The organism is Litorivicinus lipolyticus (genome assembly GCF_009650135.1).
GTDB classification, from domain to species: Bacteria; Pseudomonadota; Gammaproteobacteria; order Pseudomonadales; family Litorivicinaceae; genus Litorivicinus; species Litorivicinus lipolyticus.
In genome coordinates, this window is the sequence record NZ_CP045871.1 from 77,865 (window position 1) to 96,231 (window position 18,367).

Genomic DNA, 18,367 nt, shown 5'->3' on the forward strand with positions numbered 1-18,367 from the left:
CGTCACAGCCCGTAGCGTTTCGACAAATCGGTGTAGTGCTTTTTGGATATCTCAATATCCAGCGCAGCTTCCAGCTTTAACTTTAATCGAACCTTTTTGTCGCGCCGGGACAACCGGTAGCTTGGATCTGGCGTAAACGCGTGTTCGGCTTCGTCGTTAACCCACGCTTGGACCACATCGGGATGAGTTCCAGTAAACGGCCGCAAAACGGCGCTGTCGATCTGCTCGTAGCCCGAAAACTGGGCCTGATCTTCGCCCCAATACTGACCGACATCAGACACCTTACTGGCCATCTTTTGCTTGGGCCGCACATGGCCGTAGTGATACACGTTGGCGCCGGCATGCACCGCGCGGGGATACCGACCTTTTTTGTTCTTGTCCATGACCACAAAGAACAATCCGTCCGGTGCATAGCTGCGCACCGACGACTTAATAATGCGCGGTGCGCGGCGGTAACCCGATATACCTAAGGTGTTGATGTCGCCATAGAAGTGGAAGAAATCAAAGAACATGGCTTCGACTTGATCGTCATCTTTGAACCGCTCCATTCGCCGGCGGATCTCAGGAATTTCGTCCTGGTGAAGGACTTCGTCCCCTTCAATGTACAGACACCAATCGCCGGTGCAGTTGAACTGGGCAATCATTTTTTGTTGGCCGTAGATATAGCCGCGGTCGCGCATTTTGTCGCACCACTGGGTGTGAATAATGCGGATTTTAGGGTCGCCAATGGCACTAATTCGGGCTTCGGTGTCGTCCTCACAGGGACCCAGCGCAATCACAAACTCATCGACCAAGGGCAGCGCGCTTTTGATCGACTCGACGAATGGGTAACCAAGCTTGGTGCCGTTTTTGAGAAAGGTAAAACCACTAATACGCACTAGCCACGTCCTTTTTCCCACAAATACAAATATTTCATCGCCGTCCCAGCGCCATTTAGAACACTCAGCGCTAAACCCGCCGAACCGTCACGAAACCCTTGTTTCAAAATCAGCGTCCGAAATAAAGCGAAGCCGCCTTTTAATAACGCCTTTGATGGACTGGCGGTTAAACCTGCCGCTGCTTTTTGGGCCGCCCAAGCGGACGCGTACATTTCAGCTTTCCTAAAGCCATCCGCCAATGTTCGATAGGTCTCATGCCCCATCACCCCGACCAATCGCACCGGTGCGCCATCCACCAGCACGCGCTCGTGGACCAAATCATCGCTAAACGCCGCGCCGGCTCGCGGGAACAAGCGCAAGACCCAGTCATCGCCCCAACCGGAATGCTTCATAACCCGACCACAAAACGACGACGCCCGCAAAATTTCCGCCGGTTGGTCGGCGCTTAAATGAGCCTTTATCGAGCCGGCTAGTTCAGGCTCGACCCATTCGTCGGCATCAATGCTGAGCACCCACGGCTGGGTCGCCAGCGCCAGCGCCCGGTTCTTTTGTGGGCCAAACCCCGGCCAATCGTCAGTCACGCTGACATCTGCGCCCAAATCACGCGCGATACGAACCGTGTCGTCCGTGCTGCCGGAATCGAGCACAACGATTTGCGCGCAAAAACTGACCGACGCCAGGCAGCGCTCAATATTGTGCGCTTCATTTTTAGTGATGATCACCGCGCTAATCGGCAGTAACTCAGTCATTCAATGCCTCCAGCACCTGCTCTGGCGTGATCTGGTCCATCGATGGCGCTTGTAACAACGTTGAGCTGGCGGCTTTGGGCCCGACCAAGCCTGGATCGGTTGGACCAAACAGCATCACCAGCGGCCGTTGTAAAGCATCGGCCAAATGCGCAAGCCCAGTATCCACCGCCACCACCGCATGGGCCTGGGCCATCGACTGCTTGATCTCGGTCAGGCTGCGGTCACGCCAAATCGTGGCGTCGGTGCCGCTGGCGATACGTTGGGCTCGGGCCGCCTCGACATCGGATCCAGCTGGTAATTGGACCGCAAATCCGTCACTGGAAAGGCGTTGGGCTACCTGACGCCAGTGGGCCTCGGGCCACTCTTTGTCGGCGCGGCTGGTGCCATGGACCAACCAAACATCGCGCGAAACGTCGACCGCGGCCTGCAACCCGGCATCCGCGATACCGTCCAACGGGTAGCCCAGGGCCTGGGCGAACAATGATCGCGTGCGTTCCACCGCGTGCATGTCGGTGGGAACCGGGTATCGATGGTTATAGGTGAACGCGGCTAGGCCCTCTCGGGCACTGTGACGGTCGTAACCGTGGACTTCGCCGTGGGCCAAACGCGCCACCAGCCAGGCGCTTTTCAACAGGCCCTGGGCATCGATCACGGCATCGTATTCGGTGCTGGACAGTGCGGCACGAAACGCCATGTAATCGCGGCTGAACCAACTGGCGATGGGTGACTTTTTCCACTGACGCAGCTGTGAAACGATGACTTGATCAACACTGGGATGCCAATGAGGAATGTCGGCAAATCCACGTTCGGCGACCCAATCAAACTGGATGCCGGGGATCGCGCGGGCGGCATCGGTCAGCGCCGGCAAGGTATGGATCAAATCGCCCATGGAACTCGTCTTGACGATCAATACGCGCATCAACTGACCTGCCTTAACGCATCAACCACCAAACCCGGCGCCAACTCATTCATGCACTGGTGGTGTTTCAGCGGGCACACCCGTTTAAAGCACGGCGCGCACGCCGGTTTTGACCACACCACCTGGGCCTTGGCTGACAGCGGCGGCGTGTGATCGGGTGACGTCGGCCCGAATATTCCCACCAACGGTACGCCCATCGCTGCCGCCACGTGCATCAACCCCGAATCATTGGCGACCACGGCGCCGGCCGCGCCAATCAAGTCCAGCGACTCGCCCAGCGATGCCTGACCGGCCAAGTTGGTAATCCGGTCGCGGTAGGCCGGCGGCTGGGCATTGGCGATTTGGGCGCAGTCGTCCACTTCACCCGGGCCGCCGATTAGCAACACGTGGTTGCCCTGGGCCAACAAGTTCAACGCCACCTGTGCGTACCGGTCCGCAGGCCAACGCTTGGCACTGCCGAATGCGGCACCAGGCGCCAGCACCACGTAGTCGCCAGCGATCGACAGTTGCGCCGTACCGGCCGTCATGCGCGGCTCGGCGAATGTCGGCTGAAAACCCAAAGGGCGCGCCAATTCTAGGTAGCGATCGACCATGCGCGGAAATTCAGCTTTGTTAAGTTTCGGGCGCGCAGTCAATACGCCATAGCGCTGTTCACCCAACCAGCCAACGCGTGTCGGAATCCCGGCCATCCAAGGGATCAAGGCGCTTTTAAAGGAATTGGGCAACACCACGGCCGCATCAAAAGCGGGCAGTGTGCGGGCAAACTGGCGGCGCTTAAGATAGTTCAGGCCACCATGCCCAAAGGGCGAATCGATCACCCGATCAACCGCGTCCAAGCGTTCCAACAATGGCCTGGCAAAGGCCGGACCCAACGCGGTGATTTCGACCGCGGGGGCCTGCGCCTTGATCGACTGGAACAAGGCGGCACTCATAACCATATCGCCCAACCAATTGGGCGTGATGGCAAGTAATCGCAAAACGTTACTTACAAACCGTCAGCCAATCCAAACGATCCGCATCACGACCATGAACAATGTCGAAATACGCCGTCTGCAGGCGCTCGGTGACCGGCCCGCGTGAACCTTCGCCGATTTCGCGGCCGTCCAGTTCACGAATCGGGGTGACTTCGGCGGCGGTGCCCGTGAAAAACGCCTCGTCCGCGACGTAGACTTCGTCGCGCGTGATGCGTTTGGCGACCACGGGGTAGCCCATTTCTTCGGCGACCTGAATGACCGTGGCGCGGGTGATGCCGTCCAAGCAGTTGGTCACTTCGGGGGTGTAAATGGTGCCGTTTTTGACCATGAAGAAGTTCTCACCGCTGCCCTCGGACACGTAGCCTTCGCTGTCCAACAACAACGCCTCGTCGGCGCCGCCGCTGATCGCTTCTTGCAGCGCCAACATCGAGTTGATGTAGTTACCGTTGGCTTTGGCCTTGGTCATGGTGATGTTGACGTGGTGGCGCGTATAGCTGGACGTGCGCACCTTGATGCCGCGCTTCAGGTTTTCCTCGCCCATGTAGGCGCCCCATTCCCAGGCCGCGACGATCAAATGCGTTTTCAGATTGTCCGCACGCAAGCCCATGCCTTCGGCGCCAAAAAACGCCATCGGGCGCAGGTAGGCGCTATTCAAATGGTTGTCACGGACCGACGCGATTTGCGCGGCGTTAACTTCGTCTTTGCTGAACGGGATTTTCATGTTCAGGATCTTGGCCGAATTAAACAGCCGATCCGTGTGCGCCTGCAGGCGGAAAATCGCTGGGCCTTCGCTGGTTTGATACGCACGCACGCCTTCAAACACGCCCAAGCCGTAATGCAGGGTGTGGGTCAGTACGTGAACACGCGCGTCGCGCCACGGAACCATGGTGCCGTCAAACCAAATCAGACCATCACGGTCAGCAAATGAAGGGGTCATGCTATGCCTCGTTAGTGTTGTCATCGCCCAACCAGGCATGCCATGCCGATCGGACGCAGTCTTGTGCTGTTGCCAGCGCAGCCTCTGAATACGGTGCCATCAGCGCTTGACGGTGTTGGGCGGTTCGCAGACTCAGGTAAGCCTCGGTTAACGCGCGGGCTTGCTCGGTTGGCATCGCCTTGTGGGCCGCCAGGGTCTCGAGTAAGCGCAGATTGTCGCTCCATTGTGTCAACGCCGGGCACGATGGGGCATCGCGCAGCGTCAAGTATTGTACGATGAACTCCAGATCAACAACACCACCGCTGGCGTGTTTTATATCGGCTTTTTCAGCATCGCCACCGCTTAGGTGGGCACGCATTTTTTTCCGCATCGCGCGCACTTCGTCGCGCAGCACCGCGCCATCGCGGGGGTGACAGAGCACCGCGGTGCGCACCGCGTCAAAACCGCGGGCAACCCCGGCGTCGCCGGCCACGGCGCGCGCACGCACCAGCGCTTGGCGCTCCCACGTCCAGGCCTCGCCCTGCAAATAGCGTTCGTACCCCGACAACGACACCACCATCAAACCCTTGCTGCCGCTGGGACGCAGTCGTGTATCGATCTCGTACAAGACACCCGCGGTGGTGCGCACGTTCAACATTTGCAGCAACAACCGCACCCAGCGCTGAAGGTACTGTTGACCCGTGGTCGGCTTGGGCCCGTCGGTCATGGCGGCCTCGTCAATCCGGTGCACAAACACCAAATCCAAGTCCGAGCCGTAAGACAGCTCGATCCCGCCTAACTTGCCATACCCAATCACCGCGATGCCCTCGGCGGTGGGCTGACCGTCCAGCGCACGCGGACAACCGTATTTGGCCTGGGTGATGGCATGGGCGCGGGCCACACAGGCGCGCAAGATGCTTTCGGCCACCCAGGTCAGGTGATCGCTGGCGTGATTAATGGCGCGTTCACCGAGCAACTCGGTGGCGGCGGTACGCAGCACATGCGCGGCCTTAAATTCGCGCAGCCGATTAAAAAACACCTCATCGTCGTCGATCCGCGCCAAACGCAGACGTAATTCGGCCTCAATTTCGTCCGGGTCCGGCGCCGCCAGCAAATGGCGCACGTCCAACAACTCATCCAACAGCGCCGGCATCGCCGACAACTGATCGGCCAACCACTGCGATGTCGTCAATAACCGATACAACAGCGCACGGGCATTGGCCGCCTCGTTTAATAACGCCAAGTAAGCGCTGCGCCGGGCGATCGCAACCACCAAGCGCATCAGCCGCGGGGCCAATTCAGCAACGTCGTCACGGGTGGCCATTTCGGCCTCGGCCACGCCCAAAAACGTCGCCAGGCGCTCGCGCCCGCTGTCATCCAAATGGTCTTGATTCAGGTGCGTGTCCAACCACGCCCGCGCATCCGCCCACGGACCTTGGAGTGGCGCGGCGATCGGCGCCGGCGCTGAGTCCGGCTCGACCACGCCCTCAAACGCAGCCTGGATCCGGGCGCGCGCTGACGCCACCGCCAACTCGACATCGGCAAACGGCATGTCCAGCGCCGACGCCAGGGCTGCCTGGGCCGCGGGCTCGGTTGGCATGCGGTGGGTTTGTTCAAGCTCAAAGCACTGAATCGCGTGCTCGACATGGCGCAACCAGCGGTAGTCGGCTTCTAAGGCCGCCGCATCCAAATCAATGTCGTCGCGCATCGCCTTCAGCGCACTAAACCACGACGTCGTTTGCCATTGCGGCCGCCGCCCGCCGTGAATTAGCTGTTCAACCTGAAGCACGAATTCAGCCTCGCGAATGCCGCCGGTGCCGCGCTTGATGTCGGCCTCCCAGTCTTTTTTCGCAGCTTCCGCACGAATCTGCGCCTTCAACCCGCGCAGCGACGCCAGCGCGCCAAAGTCCAGGTAGCGCCGATACACAAAGGGCTTTAGATCGGCCAGTAACTGGACCCCGACCGCGCGGTCCCCGGCCACCGGGCGCGCACGCAGCAGCGCCATGCGCTCCCACGGCCGGCCGTGCTGCTCGTAATAGGCTTCGATACGGTCGCACGACAATGCAATCGCGCCTGAATTGCCCCATGGGCGTAGCCGCAAATCAACCCGAAAAACGCGCCCATCTGCGGTCAAACGGTCCAGCGCCGGGGTGACTTTTTTGCACAATCGATCGAAATATTCTTCGCAGCTGACTTGGGAGCGGCCGTCCGTCATGCCCTCGCTTTGGTACACGAAAATAACGTCAATATCCGACGACAGGTTCAGCTCATACCCGCCCATTTTGCCCATACCCAAGGCGCAAAAACCGACCGGATTGCCATCGCCATCGAGTGGCTGGCCAAAGCGTTCGGACATGCCATGGCGGTAAAAATCGATGGCCTGATCCAGTGCCGCCTCGCCCAGCACCGTCAGCGCGCGGCCAATGACCTCAAGTGGCACCGCCTGCTCGAATTCACTGACAATAATGCGCGCCAGCCATGCGCTGGCGTGAACCCGCAGCGACTTGTAGAGGGCGTCTTCGGTGACGGGACGATCGGCGAAATCCGCGCGAATGCGGGCGTCGGACAAATCCAGGTGGTCAGGGGCTGGCTGGCGCGCCAACCAAGGGCTGTAAGGCATGCGGCATTCCGACGGTTGCGGTTTATAGCGGTGGCGTCACCGTGCCGACTTCCTCCAATGTGGTCAAGCCCTGCGCGACTCGGGCGGCGCCCGCCAACCGCAGCGGCTGCGATCCGTTGGCCCACGCGCGTTTTTTCAGCGCCGCCAAATCCATGTCCGGTTGAATCAGCGCACGCAGCTCGTCGTCCAGCTCCAACACTTCGTAGATGCCCTGGCGGCCCAGAAAACCGGTGTCGCGGCATTTCTCGCAGCCAACCGGCTCGAACACACTGGCCGGGGCGGCGGATTTAAACGGTGCAATAAATTCGTCCCATACGGCCGCATCGGTCGTCGATTCGCGCTTGCAGTGCGGGCACAGCGTGCGCCCCAGGCGCTGGGCCATGACCCCAAGCAAGGTCGCGCGCAGCAAATACGCCGGCACCCCCAACTCCAACAGCCGCGTGATCGCGGAAGGCGCATCGTTGGTGTGCAAGGTCGAGACCACCAAATGGCCGGTCAGCGCGGCCTGGACCGCCATATCCGCAGTTTCACGGTCGCGTATTTCACCGACCATGATGATGTCCGGGTCCTGACGCAGCAGCGACTTCATGCCCGCGGCAAAATCCAACCCAATGTTGTGCTGGGCCTGAACCTGATTAAACGCGGGCTCTATCAGCTCAATCGGGTCCTCGATGGTGCAGACGTTAACCTCGTCCGTAGCCAAATGACGCAAGGTCGAATACAGCGTCGTGGTTTTACCCGACCCCGTCGGCCCGGTGACCAACACAATGCCTTCGCGCTGTCCGGTCATGCGCTGCCAGCACGCTAAATCCGCGTGGTCCAGCCCCAAGTCCGGAAAGTCTTTGAGCAACACATCCGGGTCAAAAATACGCGCCACCAGCTTTTCACCAAAGGCGGTCGGCAGTGTCGACAAGCGCAGTTCAACTTCGCGCCCCTGGGGGCTGCGGGTCTTCAAGCGGCCGTCTTGGGGCTGGCGCTTTTCAGCCACGTCCAGCCGGCCCAATGCTTTGAAGCGACTGACGGTCGCGGCGCCAATTTGCGCCGGGACCTGGGTCACCGTGTGCAACACCCCATCAATGCGCAGTCGCACCCGGGCTTGATCACGACGCGGCTCAATATGAATGTCCGATGCGCGCTGTTCAAAGGCGTAGCGCAGGACCCAATCGACGACCTGGACAATGGATTGATCGTCCGCATCCGGGCGCGCCGAGCCCAAGTCCAGTAGCTGTTCCAAGTCCGTCAGGCGCTGTGCATCGCCACGCTTTTGCGCGTGCCCGATCGATTGCGACAGGCTGTAGCACTCGTGACGGTGACGTAAAATATCCGCAGGCGGCGCAATCACGCGCTCGACCTGGCGCTTGCTGACCTGTTCAAGGCCCATGACCCAGCGCGTATCGCTCGGGTTCGAGACCGCCACCCGAACCCGATCCGGCGTCACCGCCACCGCCAAAATGCCGTGGCTCTGAGCAAAACCGATACTCATGACCGCGGTAATGGCCTGAACGTCCAGCTGTAACGGATCAATCCGCTCAAAGGGCAGTTGCCAAAGCCCCGCCCACCAGCGTGTCAGCATGCTTTCGTCCCACACCTTGCCGCTGCGGCTGGTCAGGGACTGGGCGGCGAGGGCGCTGATGGGATGCAGTTGGCGGTCGGCTTGGGCTTGGCCGGCACGCACCGCTTCGGGATCAAAATCACCGCTGTCGATCAGCGCGTCGGCCAGTTCAATCAGGGTGCTGGGGGCAAGTGTGGTTGTCATGTTGACAGTATGGTTCACATCACGCGGTTTTGCCTGATGCCACCTACAACGCCCCTAAACACAGCAATCCAGTATCGGCGTCTTGGCGGCGCACCCTGGCGGCCACGTCCGGGCTAATCATTTCTGCAGCCGACAACGCGCCGGACCAGTCGGGCCCGGATAAGGGATCCAGCGCCCGACCCAGTGCGTCCAGCGGGGCGCCATTGCTGGCAAAATTACCACCGGCCAACACGCGGCCACGCTCGGCCTTGCTGATGGCACCGATAAAGCACGGAACCGCAGACGCGATGCGCCGCGCCTGCTCCAATACCGCGGGCCAACCGGCGCCCTTATCTTCGATTTCAATTTCCGCAATCGGGCTGACGCGCTCGCCGACCCGCACCTCGCCCTGATCCATGACCACCTCGATACCCGGCAAATCCCAAACTCGGCGCACCACACGGTTCGACGAGGTGGCGATCAAGGCGCCCTCGACCTGGGCCTGGACTGGCAACACCGCCCGATCAATTGAAAACGCATCGCGCGGCCAATTCCATTCCCGGCGCACACGCACCCCATCACGGTCCGGCGCCGGCCCTTTAAGGGTTTGCTCTATGTCATCGCCACAGCGGCGCAACCGAAGCCCGCACAGGCGTGCCGCAAGCGCCCCATCCACGGTGTCGAAGTATTGGTTGTGTAACTGCAGCGTCCGCGACAACGGACCCAGCACCCCCGTCAAATCCGGCGCATCGCCCAACCACACCAGTTTCAGTTCCAATTCCGTCATCGCCAACCCTGCCAAAAATGCGTGCCGATAGTAACGGATAATCTTTGAGCCTAGGGCGCTGAGCCCCCCGCATCGGATGCCATCCTCCAGCGCTTAGGTCATACTGAATTTTTAACCCGCCAAGGATCGCCATGGCCGCGCTACCCAGTTGGATCGACATGCTGACCGAATTGGTCAGTCACCGATCAATTTCGTCCGCCAATCCCGATCTGGACACGTCCAATGAAGCGGTGATTGATGCGCTGGCGACCTGGGCCGAAAGCCTCGGCTTTCGCTGCCAAAAACTGCCGGTCAGCCCGGGTAAATTCAACCTGCTGGCAACCTTGGGCGAGGGCGCAGGCGGCCTAGTGCTGTCCGGCCACACCGACACCGTGCCCTTTGACGCCGACGGCTGGGACAGCGACCCCTTCGTGCTGACCCAGCGCGACAACCGCCTGCATGGGTTGGGCAGCACCGACATGAAAGGCTTTTTGGCCCTGGCCCTAACCGCGGTCAGCGAACTGAACCCTAAACACCTGCGCGAACCGCTCATTTTGCTGGGCACCGCCGACGAAGAATCCAGTATGGACGGCGCCCGAGCGCTGGCCCAAGCCGGCTATCCGCGGGCCCGGTTTGCGGTTATTGGCGAACCTACTGGACTGGTCCCGGTGCGCGCACACAAGGGCATCTTGATGGAGCGCATCCAGATCAACGGCCAATCCGCCCACAGCTCAAACCCTGACTTGGGCGTCAGCGCGCTGGACGCCATGCACCGCGTCATCGGTGAATTGCACGATTACCGCAATGAGCTGAAAGCCGATCAGGTCGACCCCGGCTTCAGCGTACCCTGGCCAACCCTGAACCTGGGCTGCATTCATGGCGGCGACGCGCCCAACCGCGTCTGTTCGGATTGCGCATTGGACTTTGATTTACGCCCGACCCCAGGCCTGGATCCGGACCGATTGCGCGCTCAAATTGACGCCCGCCTGGCCCAGGTTGCCGAACAAACCGGCGCCGACATTCGCCGCACACCGCTGTTTGAAGCCGTCCCGCCCTTTGGCAATCCCGGCGGGGCATTGCTGGATCATTGCGCCGAGTTAACCGGACACGCCCCGATCACGGTTGGCTTTGGTACCGAGGCACCGTTTTTGGCCGCGCTGGACATGGAGGTGGTGGTCATGGGCCCGGGCAGCATCGACGTCGCCCACCAGCCAAATGAATACTTGCCGATCGACCAAGCACAACAGAGTATGGGCATCATTAAGCAACTGATTCAAAAGCACTGCCTATGACGACTGCCAACCAATTCCGGGCCATGGCGCCCTACATCCATGAGCACCGCGACAAGCGCGTGATCATCATGGTGCCCGGCCAAGCCATCCCCGAAGCCTCCAGCCTGATTCACGACATCGCGCTGTTACAAGCGTTGGGCTTGAAGGTCGTGGTCGTACACGGCTACCGCCCGCAATTGGATGCGCTCCTCAGTGCCGCCGGCCACCAACCCGAGTTCCACGATGGCCGCCGCATCACCCCCGCCATTGCCCAAGCCCAGGTACTGGCCGCCGCCGGTGCAACCCGATTACAGCTCGAAGCGGCCTTGTCACAAGGCATGCCCAACAGCCCGATGGCACATGCCCGCGTGCGCGTAGTCGGCGGCAACTTTATCCAGGGCCGGCCACTAGGCGTCATTAATGGCGTCGACATGCAGCACACCGGGTGCGTGCGCTCGATCGACGGCATCGCCATCAACCGCCATTTGGACAACGGCGATTTGGTGCTGGTGTCCTGCCTGGGTCACTCACTGACCGGCGAGACCTTTAACCTGCGCCTGCATGAAGTGGCGCAAAAACTGGCGACCACGCTGAATGCCGACAAGCTCATCGTCTTGGGCAAGCATTGGCCGACCACGGTCGACGATCAGCCTCTGCACGAATTGGCCGCCAGCGATTTGCCCGAGTTGATTGAGCGCATTGATGAGCGCCAACGCGACGCCCTGCGCCTGGCCGCGGACGCCTGCAACCTTGGGGTTGAGCGCGTCCACCTGCTGAACTGGCGCCAGGACGGCGTGTTGCTGGACGAATTATTCACCCGCGACGGCGTCGGCACCTTGGTGTACCGGACCGCGTATGAGCGGCTGCGCCGCGCCGAAGCGCGCGACATTGGCAACCTGATTGAGCTTCTGAAACCGATGGAAGACAGCGGCTTTTTGGTTAAGCGCGAACGCGAGCGCCTGGAGACCGAAGTCGACCGTTTCGTGGTCGTCGAGCGCGACCGCACCCTGATCGGGTGCGCCGCGCTGTACCCATTAGAAGAGCAGCACGCGGAAATTGCCTGCGTCGCCGTGCATCCCGATTACCAAGGTGGCGATCTGGGTGATAATCTTCTGCATCGAATTGAAAAAGAAGCCGCCCACCAGGGCCTTACCCACCTTTGGGTACTGACCACCGTGGCCGAGCACTGGTTTCAAGAAAAAGGCTTTGAAAAAGCGGACGTGGATGCCCTGCCCAGTGCCCGAAAGGCGCTGTATAACTGGCAGCGCGCGTCCAAAGTAATGGTAAAGACTCTGTAGGACTCCCATGAGCGACAAGCGTAAATATTCTTCCGTCATCGTTGACGGTGTTCCCCAAGCACCCAGCCGCGCCATGCTGCGCGCGGTGGGTTTCGAAGACGCCGACTTTAAAAAACCGCAGGTCGGTGTCGCCAGCACATGGAGCATGGTCACGCCGTGCAACATGCACATTAATACGCTGGCCGACGAAGCCATCAAAGGCGTCGACGCCGCCGGCGGCAAAGGCGTGCTGTTTAACACCATTACTGTGTCCGACGGCATCAGCATGGGCACACCGGGCATGCGTTACAGCCTGGTCAGCCGCGAAGTCATCGCCGATTCGATCGAAACCGTCGTCGGCGGCCAGGGCTTTGACGGCGTCGTCACCATCGGCGGCTGTGACAAAAACATGCCCGGCTGTGTCATGGCCATGGCGCGCCTGAATCGCCCCAGCGTGTTCGTCTACGGCGGCACCATCAAACCGGGTGAACAGCGCCGCGACATCGTCAGTGTTTTTGAAGCGGTCGGCGCCTATGCCGGCGGCAAAATCGACGACGCTGAATTGATCGCCGTTGAAAAAACAGCGATCCCCGGTCCCGGTTCGTGCGGTGGCATGTACACCGCCAACACCATGGCCAGCGCGATCGAAGCACTGGGCCTATCAATGCCCAACTCGTCCGCCCAAGAAGCGGTCGGCAGCGACAAGCTCGAAGACTGCCAACGCGCCGGCGAAGCGGTCCTGAACCTGATTGAAAAAGACATCAAGCCGAGCGACATCCTGTGCCGCGAAGCCTTTGAAAACGCCATCACCGTGGTTATCGCCCTGGGCGGCTCGACCAACGCGGTCTTACACCTGTTGGCCATTGCCCACGAAGCGGACGTGCCGTTGTCGCTGGACGACTTCACCCGCATCGGCAAGAAAGTCCCGGTACTGGCGGACGTTAAGCCCTCAGGTCGTTACCTGATGAGCGAGCTGATCGCCATCGGCGGTATCCGCCCGGTCATGAAGACCTTGCTGGATGCCGGCATGCTGCACGGCGACGTCATGACCGTGACCGGCAAAACCATGGCCGAAAACTTGGCCGACGTTCAGCCCTACCCGGCCGAGCAGGACATCATCCGTGCCCTGGACAACCCGATCAAAGCGGACAGTCACCTGCGTGTGCTGTACGGCAACCTGGCACCCGAAGGCGCCATGGCCAAAATCACCGGCAAAGAAGGCACCGACTTTACCGGTACCGCGCGCTGCTTTGATTCCGAGGAAGACTCGTTGAAGGCGATTTTGGACGGCTCCATTGTCGCCGGCGACGTCATCGTGATTCGCTACGAAGGCCCCAAAGGCGGCCCGGGCATGCGTGAAATGTTGTCACCCACCGGCGCCATCATGGGCAAGGGCTTGGGCGACAGCGTGGCACTGATCACCGACGGTCGTTTCAGCGGCGGCTCGCACGGGTTCGTGATTGGGCACATCACCCCGGAAGCGGCGGTGGGCGGACCGATCGGGCTGCTGCGTGACGGCGACAAAGTCACCATCGACGCGGTCGAAAACCGCATCTTTGTTGACCTGTCCGACGCCGAGCTGGCCGAACGCCGCAAGTCATGGCGCATGACCAAGCAAACACCCAAGAAAGGCGTGTTAGCCAAGTTTGCCGCATTGGCAGCGCCGGCGAGTGAAGGGGCGGTGACCACCCCGAAATAACGGGTGTCGCTTTTTTAAAGTGAGGGCGCTTCGCTCCTGAGGCGCCCGTTGGGCGTCCTCAGAGCCTCACTTAAAAAACGCGCCAGCCTTAAGCAGTTAAGATCGAACGCCTGCCAAACACTGCGGTGCTCAATGAGAGTCACCTGCGCATCAGCAAGGCAATGCAAGACCAAATCACCGCAAGGCAAGGTCTGCTCAAACGTGAAAGTCACGAGCACCCAAGCTCGGTTTCAACCTTCAGAAAAACCTACCCCCGCCCAGACCAAGGCACATTGATGTCGGCCTACGTCTGCACGATGATTTCGACCACAAACGGCGCCTTTTTTCTCAGGCAATAAGCGAGCAACTATCCATGCGACTAATCGGCAACATCCTCTGGTTCATCCTGTTCGGCTGGTGGCTCGCGCTGCTGTGGCTACTCGGCGGCTTAGTCTTCGCGCTTTCGATCATTGGGCTACCACTGACGCGCAGTGCACTGGAACTGGCAAAAATGTCAGCCTTTCCGTTTGGCAAAACCGTGGTCTACGTACGCGATCTGGATCACCGTACCGACGGCATGGCGCAATTCACGGGCGTGATTGGCTTTATCTTTAATGTGCTTTGGCTGCTGACGTTTGGGCTGTCACTGTTCATCAGCTTCGTGGTCGCAGGCTTAATCGCCTGCATCACCATCATATTGATTCCGTTTGGCATTCAGGCGTTCAAGCTGGCGATCATTGCGCTCTGGCCGGTTGGACGGCGGGTTAAGTCGACTGACGAACTGTTCGAAAAACCGATGGGCACCTAGGTCGCTGACAGCACCCCGAGGCGTTTATTGCTCGAACTTTTATCCCTAGGCTGGACTCACTCACCGTTGTTCAGCTCGGCACGATCGACACCTGCTGGTCAATCGGCGCCCAAAAGCCGGTCGACGCCAGGGTCGCCCCAACTAAACACCCGCGACGATCTCGACAAACCTCGCGAGGCCGCAAAAAAGGAGAGGGGCTCTGACGCGTCCCAACGGGACCGTTCAGGAGCGAAGCGGCCGCTCTCTTTTTTATCGGCCGAGCGTAATAAACTGATACCCAACCCGCCCATCAACCGGCGCCACTGTGCGCTCATCGATTTGCTGCCAGTCATCACCCTGTTCGGGGAAAAACGCATCACCCGCAGGCGCCGTATCGACCCGCGTCAGGTACAAACGGTCCAACTGAGCCAGGGTTTCCGCATAGATTTGAGCGCCGCCAATGATCATAGCTTCGTCGACTCCGTCCAGCTCGGCCTGGGCTTTGCCCATGCCAATCGCACGCTCGATCGAATTGACCACGCGGGCGCCGGGTGCCGACCAATCGGCGGACCGGGTCACCACAATGTTGGTGCGACCGGGCAACGGCTTGCCGATGCTTTCAAAGGTCTTGCGACCCATGATCACAGGCTTGCCCAGGGTCACGGCTTTAAAATGTTTAAGGTCTTCTGGCAAATACCAGGGCAGCTTGTTGTCGATGCCGATGCATCGGTTGCTGCCCATGGCCACCACGGCCGCCAAGCGAATCATGAATCGGTCGTATCAGGTAGCAGTGCGATTTCGAACCAGTAGTCTTTCAAACGCGACATCGCAGTGACGAACCCATCCAAATCAACCGGCTTTTGAACGTAGCTGTTGGCGCCGGCTTTGTAGCAGCGCTCGATGTCACGCGGGTCATCGGACGTCGTCAGCACAATCACTGGAATACGGCATAACTGGTCATCCGCTTTGATCTGCGCCAACACCTGGTGGCCGTTGGTACCCGGCATGTTCAGGTCCAGCAAAATAATCGACGGACGCTCGGCGTCTTCGAACCCGTTACGACGGAACAAATAGTCCAGCGCCTCGTCACCACCCGAACATCGGTTCAGCGGGTTGGCGAGCTTGGCCTTTTTAAACGCACGCTTAGTGAAAAGATAGTCATCATCACTATCCTCAATAATCAGCAGTGTGCCTTCTGGGTTGCCCGTCATAGTTCGAACCGTCCTTATTCGTTAGGCAATTGATACTGGCTCAAATATCGAAAAATTACCAACGCTAAACGGCCACAGGTGCCGGTATAGCGGGCGCTGGGTCATAATTCAGCAACTCAAAGTGCTCAAGGCCAATCGCTTCCCACGCCAGATCACCACCGCTATACACCAAGCTTGGCCAGGGAGTCGGCGTGCGCGCAATTTGAATCGCGGCCTGCTCAACATGGTTCTGATAAAGGTGAACATCTGCGCCACACCAGACCAATTCGCCCACGTCCAAACCGGCCTTGGCGGCCATCAGATGTAAAAACACCGACGCACCGACACAGTTAAACGGCACGCCCAACAGCACATCCGCGCTGCGCTGGGTCAGCATCAGCGACAACCGGCCCTCGCCCGACACCCAAAACTGGTAGGTCTTGTGACACGGCGGCAATGTCATCTGATCCAATTCGCCGACGTTCCAACCCTCGACAATAATGCGTCGCGAATTCGGATCATGTTTAAGCAAATCCAGCGCCGTTTCGACCTGATCAATTTCGCGCCCGTCACTGGCCAGCCAGCGTCGCCACTGCTTGCCGTAGACCGGGCCCAAATCACCCCAGGCTTGGGCAAAATCATCATCTGTCAAAATCCGCTCTTCGAATTCGCGCATCTCAATGCTGTCGCCGGTTTCGCGGCAATAACGCTGATACGGCCAGTCCGACCAGATGGTCACGCGCGGGCTGCCTTCCAATAGGCTGCGAATGTTGGTGTCGCCACGCAAGAACCACAGCATTTCCTTGGCGGCGTGTTTCCAGGCCACTTTTTTAGTCGTGAATACCGGCGTGCCGCGTGATAAATCAAAGCGCAGGACCTGCCCAAACAAGGACCGCGTGCCGACGCCGGTGCGATCACCGCGCGGGTCACCCTCGTTCAGCAACCGCGCCATCAAATCTAAATACTGTTGTTCAGGATGCATGCCCTAACCCTTTTCCAATTTATTCAATGGCCCCGCCCAGCGTGCGCCGAAGCGCCACAGCACCACGCCGGCCAACGACATCGGCAACGATAGCAGCTGGCCCATAGTGACCCACTCCAGCGCCACCGGCCCAAGGTGGGCATCCGGTTCGCGCGCAAACTCGGCGGCAAAACGAAATACCGCATAGCCAATCAAGAATGCACCCGCAACCCGCCCGGCCGGGCGCGGCGTGCGTGCAAACCACATCAGCAGCACAAACAGCGCGACGCCTTCGCCCGCGGCCTGGTAAAGCTGGGACGGGTGACGCACCAGCGCATCGACATGGGGAAACACCATGCCCCACGGGACATCCGTCGGACGACCCCATAGCTCGCCGCCAATAAAGTTACCGAGCCGGCCAAACGCCAGCCCGACCGGTATCGCCGGGGCGACCAAATCGCCGACCCGAATTAACGACGCACCCTCGCGTTTAGCGAACCAGGCCAGTGCCACGATCACGCCGATCAAACCGCCATGGAACGACATCCCGCCGTCCCAAATCTGAAACACCTTGAGCGGATTCGCCAGCCACGCCGACAGGTCATAAAACACCATGTAACCCAGCCGGCCGCCGCCAATCACACCCATCGCCACCCAATTAATCAGGTCGCTGATACGCCCCGGCGCCAGCGGCAAATCAGTCCGCGCCGCCCGGCGCATCACCAGCACACCACACAGCGCAAACGCCGCCAAATAAGTCAGCCCGTACCAGTGAATCGCAACCGGCCCAAGTTGCAGCGCAACCGGATCAATTTGTGGGTAATTCAACATCAGCCTGTCACCATCAATACCGCACCTACGACCAACAAAAATCCAGCAAAAATACGCTTAATCATGCGCGACGACAGGGCCGACGCGACGTTCGCGCCTAACTGCGCAAACGGGATACTGAGCAACACAATCGACGCAAATGCCGGCAAATAGATGTATCCCCACGACCACTCGGGCAATCCGGGGGTGCCCCAACCGGCGACTAAATAGGTCCCAGCCCCCATCAGCGCAATCGGCAAACCGCCGGCGGCGCTGGTACCGACCGCGCGCTTGGCATCAACATTGTGGTGAATCAGGTAGGGCACACTCATGGCGCCGCCACCGATCCCAAACAACGACGAAATCCAGCCGATCGCCGAACCGGCACCGACCACATAGGGCGCGCGCGGCAAGGCCCGCGTCGCCACCGGCGCCGCCGCCAACAATAGCCGCGCCGCCATCGCCCAGGTAAAGCCGGCAAAGGCCAATTTCAGCCAAGGCCCCGGGGTCAAATCCGCGGTCACGCCGCCGACCACGGCGCCCAGTGCCAGCCCCAGGCCGAACTGTTTGAACACCGCCCAATCGACGTTGCCCTTTTTGTGGTGGGCGCGGATCGAACTCAGCGCCGTCACCACGATCGTGGCCAACGAGGTGCCGATCGCCAAGTGCACCGAAACCGCAGGATCGACCGCCTTGTAGGCAAATAGCGGCAACAGCGCCGGCACGATAATCAAGCCCCCGCCGATCCCGAACAAACCGGCACTGAAGCCTGCAAAGGTGCCGATTAACGCGTATAAAACGAAGATCATTTGGAGTCACTAACGTGGAAAGGCCTA

The 18,367-nt window shown here is 60.1% G+C and carries 17 protein-coding genes; 4 read left to right on the forward strand and 13 right to left on the reverse strand.

Annotated features, from left to right (window positions below; genetic code table 11):
• Positions 1 to 2: 2 nt before the first annotated feature.
• Genes GH975_RS00385 through GH975_RS00420 form a run of 8 tightly spaced genes read right to left on the reverse strand, consistent with a single transcriptional unit; the run spans position 3 to position 9,578 of the window.
• The gene (locus GH975_RS00385; RefSeq protein WP_153712596.1) at positions 3 to 878 is read right to left on the reverse strand and encodes a glycosyltransferase family protein; all 876 of its coding nucleotides are present in this window, start codon (positions 876 to 878) and stop codon (positions 3 to 5) included.
• On the reverse strand, positions 878 to 1,627 hold the full coding sequence (locus GH975_RS00390) for a glycosyltransferase family 2 protein (protein ID WP_153712597.1): 750 nt from the start codon (positions 1,625 to 1,627) through the stop codon (positions 878 to 880). The genes GH975_RS00385 and GH975_RS00390 overlap by 1 nt, the downstream gene beginning before the upstream one ends.
• Positions 1,620 to 2,546 (reverse strand): lipopolysaccharide heptosyltransferase I, encoded by a 927-nt coding sequence (gene waaC / locus GH975_RS00395; protein WP_153712598.1) that lies wholly within the window; start codon positions 2,544 to 2,546, stop codon positions 1,620 to 1,622. The genes GH975_RS00390 and waaC overlap by 8 nt, the downstream gene beginning before the upstream one ends.
• Positions 2,546 to 3,523 carry a lipopolysaccharide heptosyltransferase II gene (waaF, locus tag GH975_RS00400; RefSeq protein WP_153712599.1) on the reverse strand — a complete coding sequence of 326 codons (978 nt, stop codon included), beginning with the start codon at positions 3,521 to 3,523 and terminating at the stop codon, positions 2,546 to 2,548. The genes waaC and waaF overlap by 1 nt, the downstream gene beginning before the upstream one ends.
• 4 nt (positions 3,524 to 3,527) lie before the next feature.
• A complete protein-coding gene (locus tag GH975_RS00405) occupies positions 3,528 to 4,457 on the reverse strand; it encodes a branched-chain amino acid transaminase (protein ID WP_153712600.1) in 930 nt (309 codons plus the stop codon).
• Between the two features lies 1 nt (position 4,458).
• Entirely contained in the window at positions 4,459 to 7,056 is a 2,598-nt protein-coding gene (gene glnE, locus GH975_RS00410; protein WP_153712601.1) for a bifunctional [glutamate--ammonia ligase]-adenylyl-L-tyrosine phosphorylase/[glutamate--ammonia-ligase] adenylyltransferase, read from the reverse strand.
• A gap of 22 nt (positions 7,057 to 7,078) precedes the next feature.
• Positions 7,079 to 8,812, reverse strand: coding sequence for a GspE/PulE family protein (locus GH975_RS00415; protein WP_153712602.1), 1,734 nt, complete (start codon positions 8,810 to 8,812; stop codon positions 7,079 to 7,081).
• 43 nt (positions 8,813 to 8,855) lie between these two features.
• Positions 8,856 to 9,578, reverse strand: a complete 723-nt coding sequence (locus GH975_RS00420) for a CYTH domain-containing protein (RefSeq protein WP_153712603.1) — start codon at positions 9,576 to 9,578, stop codon at positions 8,856 to 8,858.
• Positions 9,579 to 9,709: 131 nt separating this feature from the next.
• On the opposite strand from GH975_RS00420, the gene argE reads away from it, so the two are divergent.
• From argE to GH975_RS00440, 4 genes are all read left to right on the forward strand, one after another.
• The gene (gene argE, locus GH975_RS00425) at positions 9,710 to 10,849 is read left to right on the forward strand and encodes an acetylornithine deacetylase (RefSeq protein ID WP_153712604.1); all 1,140 of its coding nucleotides are present in this window, start codon (positions 9,710 to 9,712) and stop codon (positions 10,847 to 10,849) included.
• Complete coding sequence (argA, locus tag GH975_RS00430; RefSeq protein WP_153712605.1) at positions 10,846 to 12,126, forward strand: amino-acid N-acetyltransferase; 1,281 nt, start codon at positions 10,846 to 10,848, stop codon at positions 12,124 to 12,126. The genes argE and argA overlap by 4 nt, the downstream gene beginning before the upstream one ends.
• Positions 12,127 to 12,133: 7 nt before the next feature.
• Positions 12,134 to 13,804 (forward strand): dihydroxy-acid dehydratase, encoded by a 1,671-nt coding sequence (gene ilvD, locus GH975_RS00435; RefSeq protein ID WP_153712606.1) that lies wholly within the window; start codon positions 12,134 to 12,136, stop codon positions 13,802 to 13,804.
• Positions 13,805 to 14,156: 352 nt separating this feature from the next.
• On the forward strand, positions 14,157 to 14,591 hold the full coding sequence (locus tag GH975_RS00440) for a YccF domain-containing protein (protein WP_153712607.1): 435 nt from the start codon (positions 14,157 to 14,159) through the stop codon (positions 14,589 to 14,591).
• Between the two features lie 249 nt (positions 14,592 to 14,840).
• On the opposite strand, the gene GH975_RS00445 is transcribed toward GH975_RS00440, so the two are convergent.
• The 5 genes from GH975_RS00445 to GH975_RS00465 all read right to left on the reverse strand — a co-directional run bounded on the left by GH975_RS00445 (position 14,841) and on the right by GH975_RS00465 (position 18,340).
• The gene (locus GH975_RS00445) at positions 14,841 to 15,338 is read right to left on the reverse strand and encodes a dihydrofolate reductase (protein ID WP_153712608.1); all 498 of its coding nucleotides are present in this window, start codon (positions 15,336 to 15,338) and stop codon (positions 14,841 to 14,843) included.
• Positions 15,335 to 15,781, reverse strand: a complete 447-nt coding sequence (locus tag GH975_RS00450) for a response regulator (protein ID WP_153712609.1) — start codon at positions 15,779 to 15,781, stop codon at positions 15,335 to 15,337. Before GH975_RS00450 ends, GH975_RS00445 begins: the two co-directional genes overlap by 4 nt.
• Before the next feature lie 64 nt (positions 15,782 to 15,845).
• Positions 15,846 to 16,742, reverse strand: a complete 897-nt coding sequence (thyA, locus tag GH975_RS00455; protein ID WP_153712610.1) for a thymidylate synthase — start codon at positions 16,740 to 16,742, stop codon at positions 15,846 to 15,848.
• A 3-nt stretch (positions 16,743 to 16,745) separates the two neighbouring features.
• Positions 16,746 to 17,552: a prolipoprotein diacylglyceryl transferase gene (lgt, locus tag GH975_RS00460; RefSeq protein ID WP_153712611.1), complete on the reverse strand. Its 807-nt coding sequence runs from the start codon at positions 17,550 to 17,552 to the stop codon at positions 16,746 to 16,748.
• The gene (locus GH975_RS00465; RefSeq protein ID WP_153712612.1) at positions 17,552 to 18,340 is read right to left on the reverse strand and encodes a sulfite exporter TauE/SafE family protein; all 789 of its coding nucleotides are present in this window, start codon (positions 18,338 to 18,340) and stop codon (positions 17,552 to 17,554) included. Before GH975_RS00465 ends, lgt begins: the two co-directional genes overlap by 1 nt.
• Positions 18,341 to 18,367 lie beyond the last annotated feature (27 nt).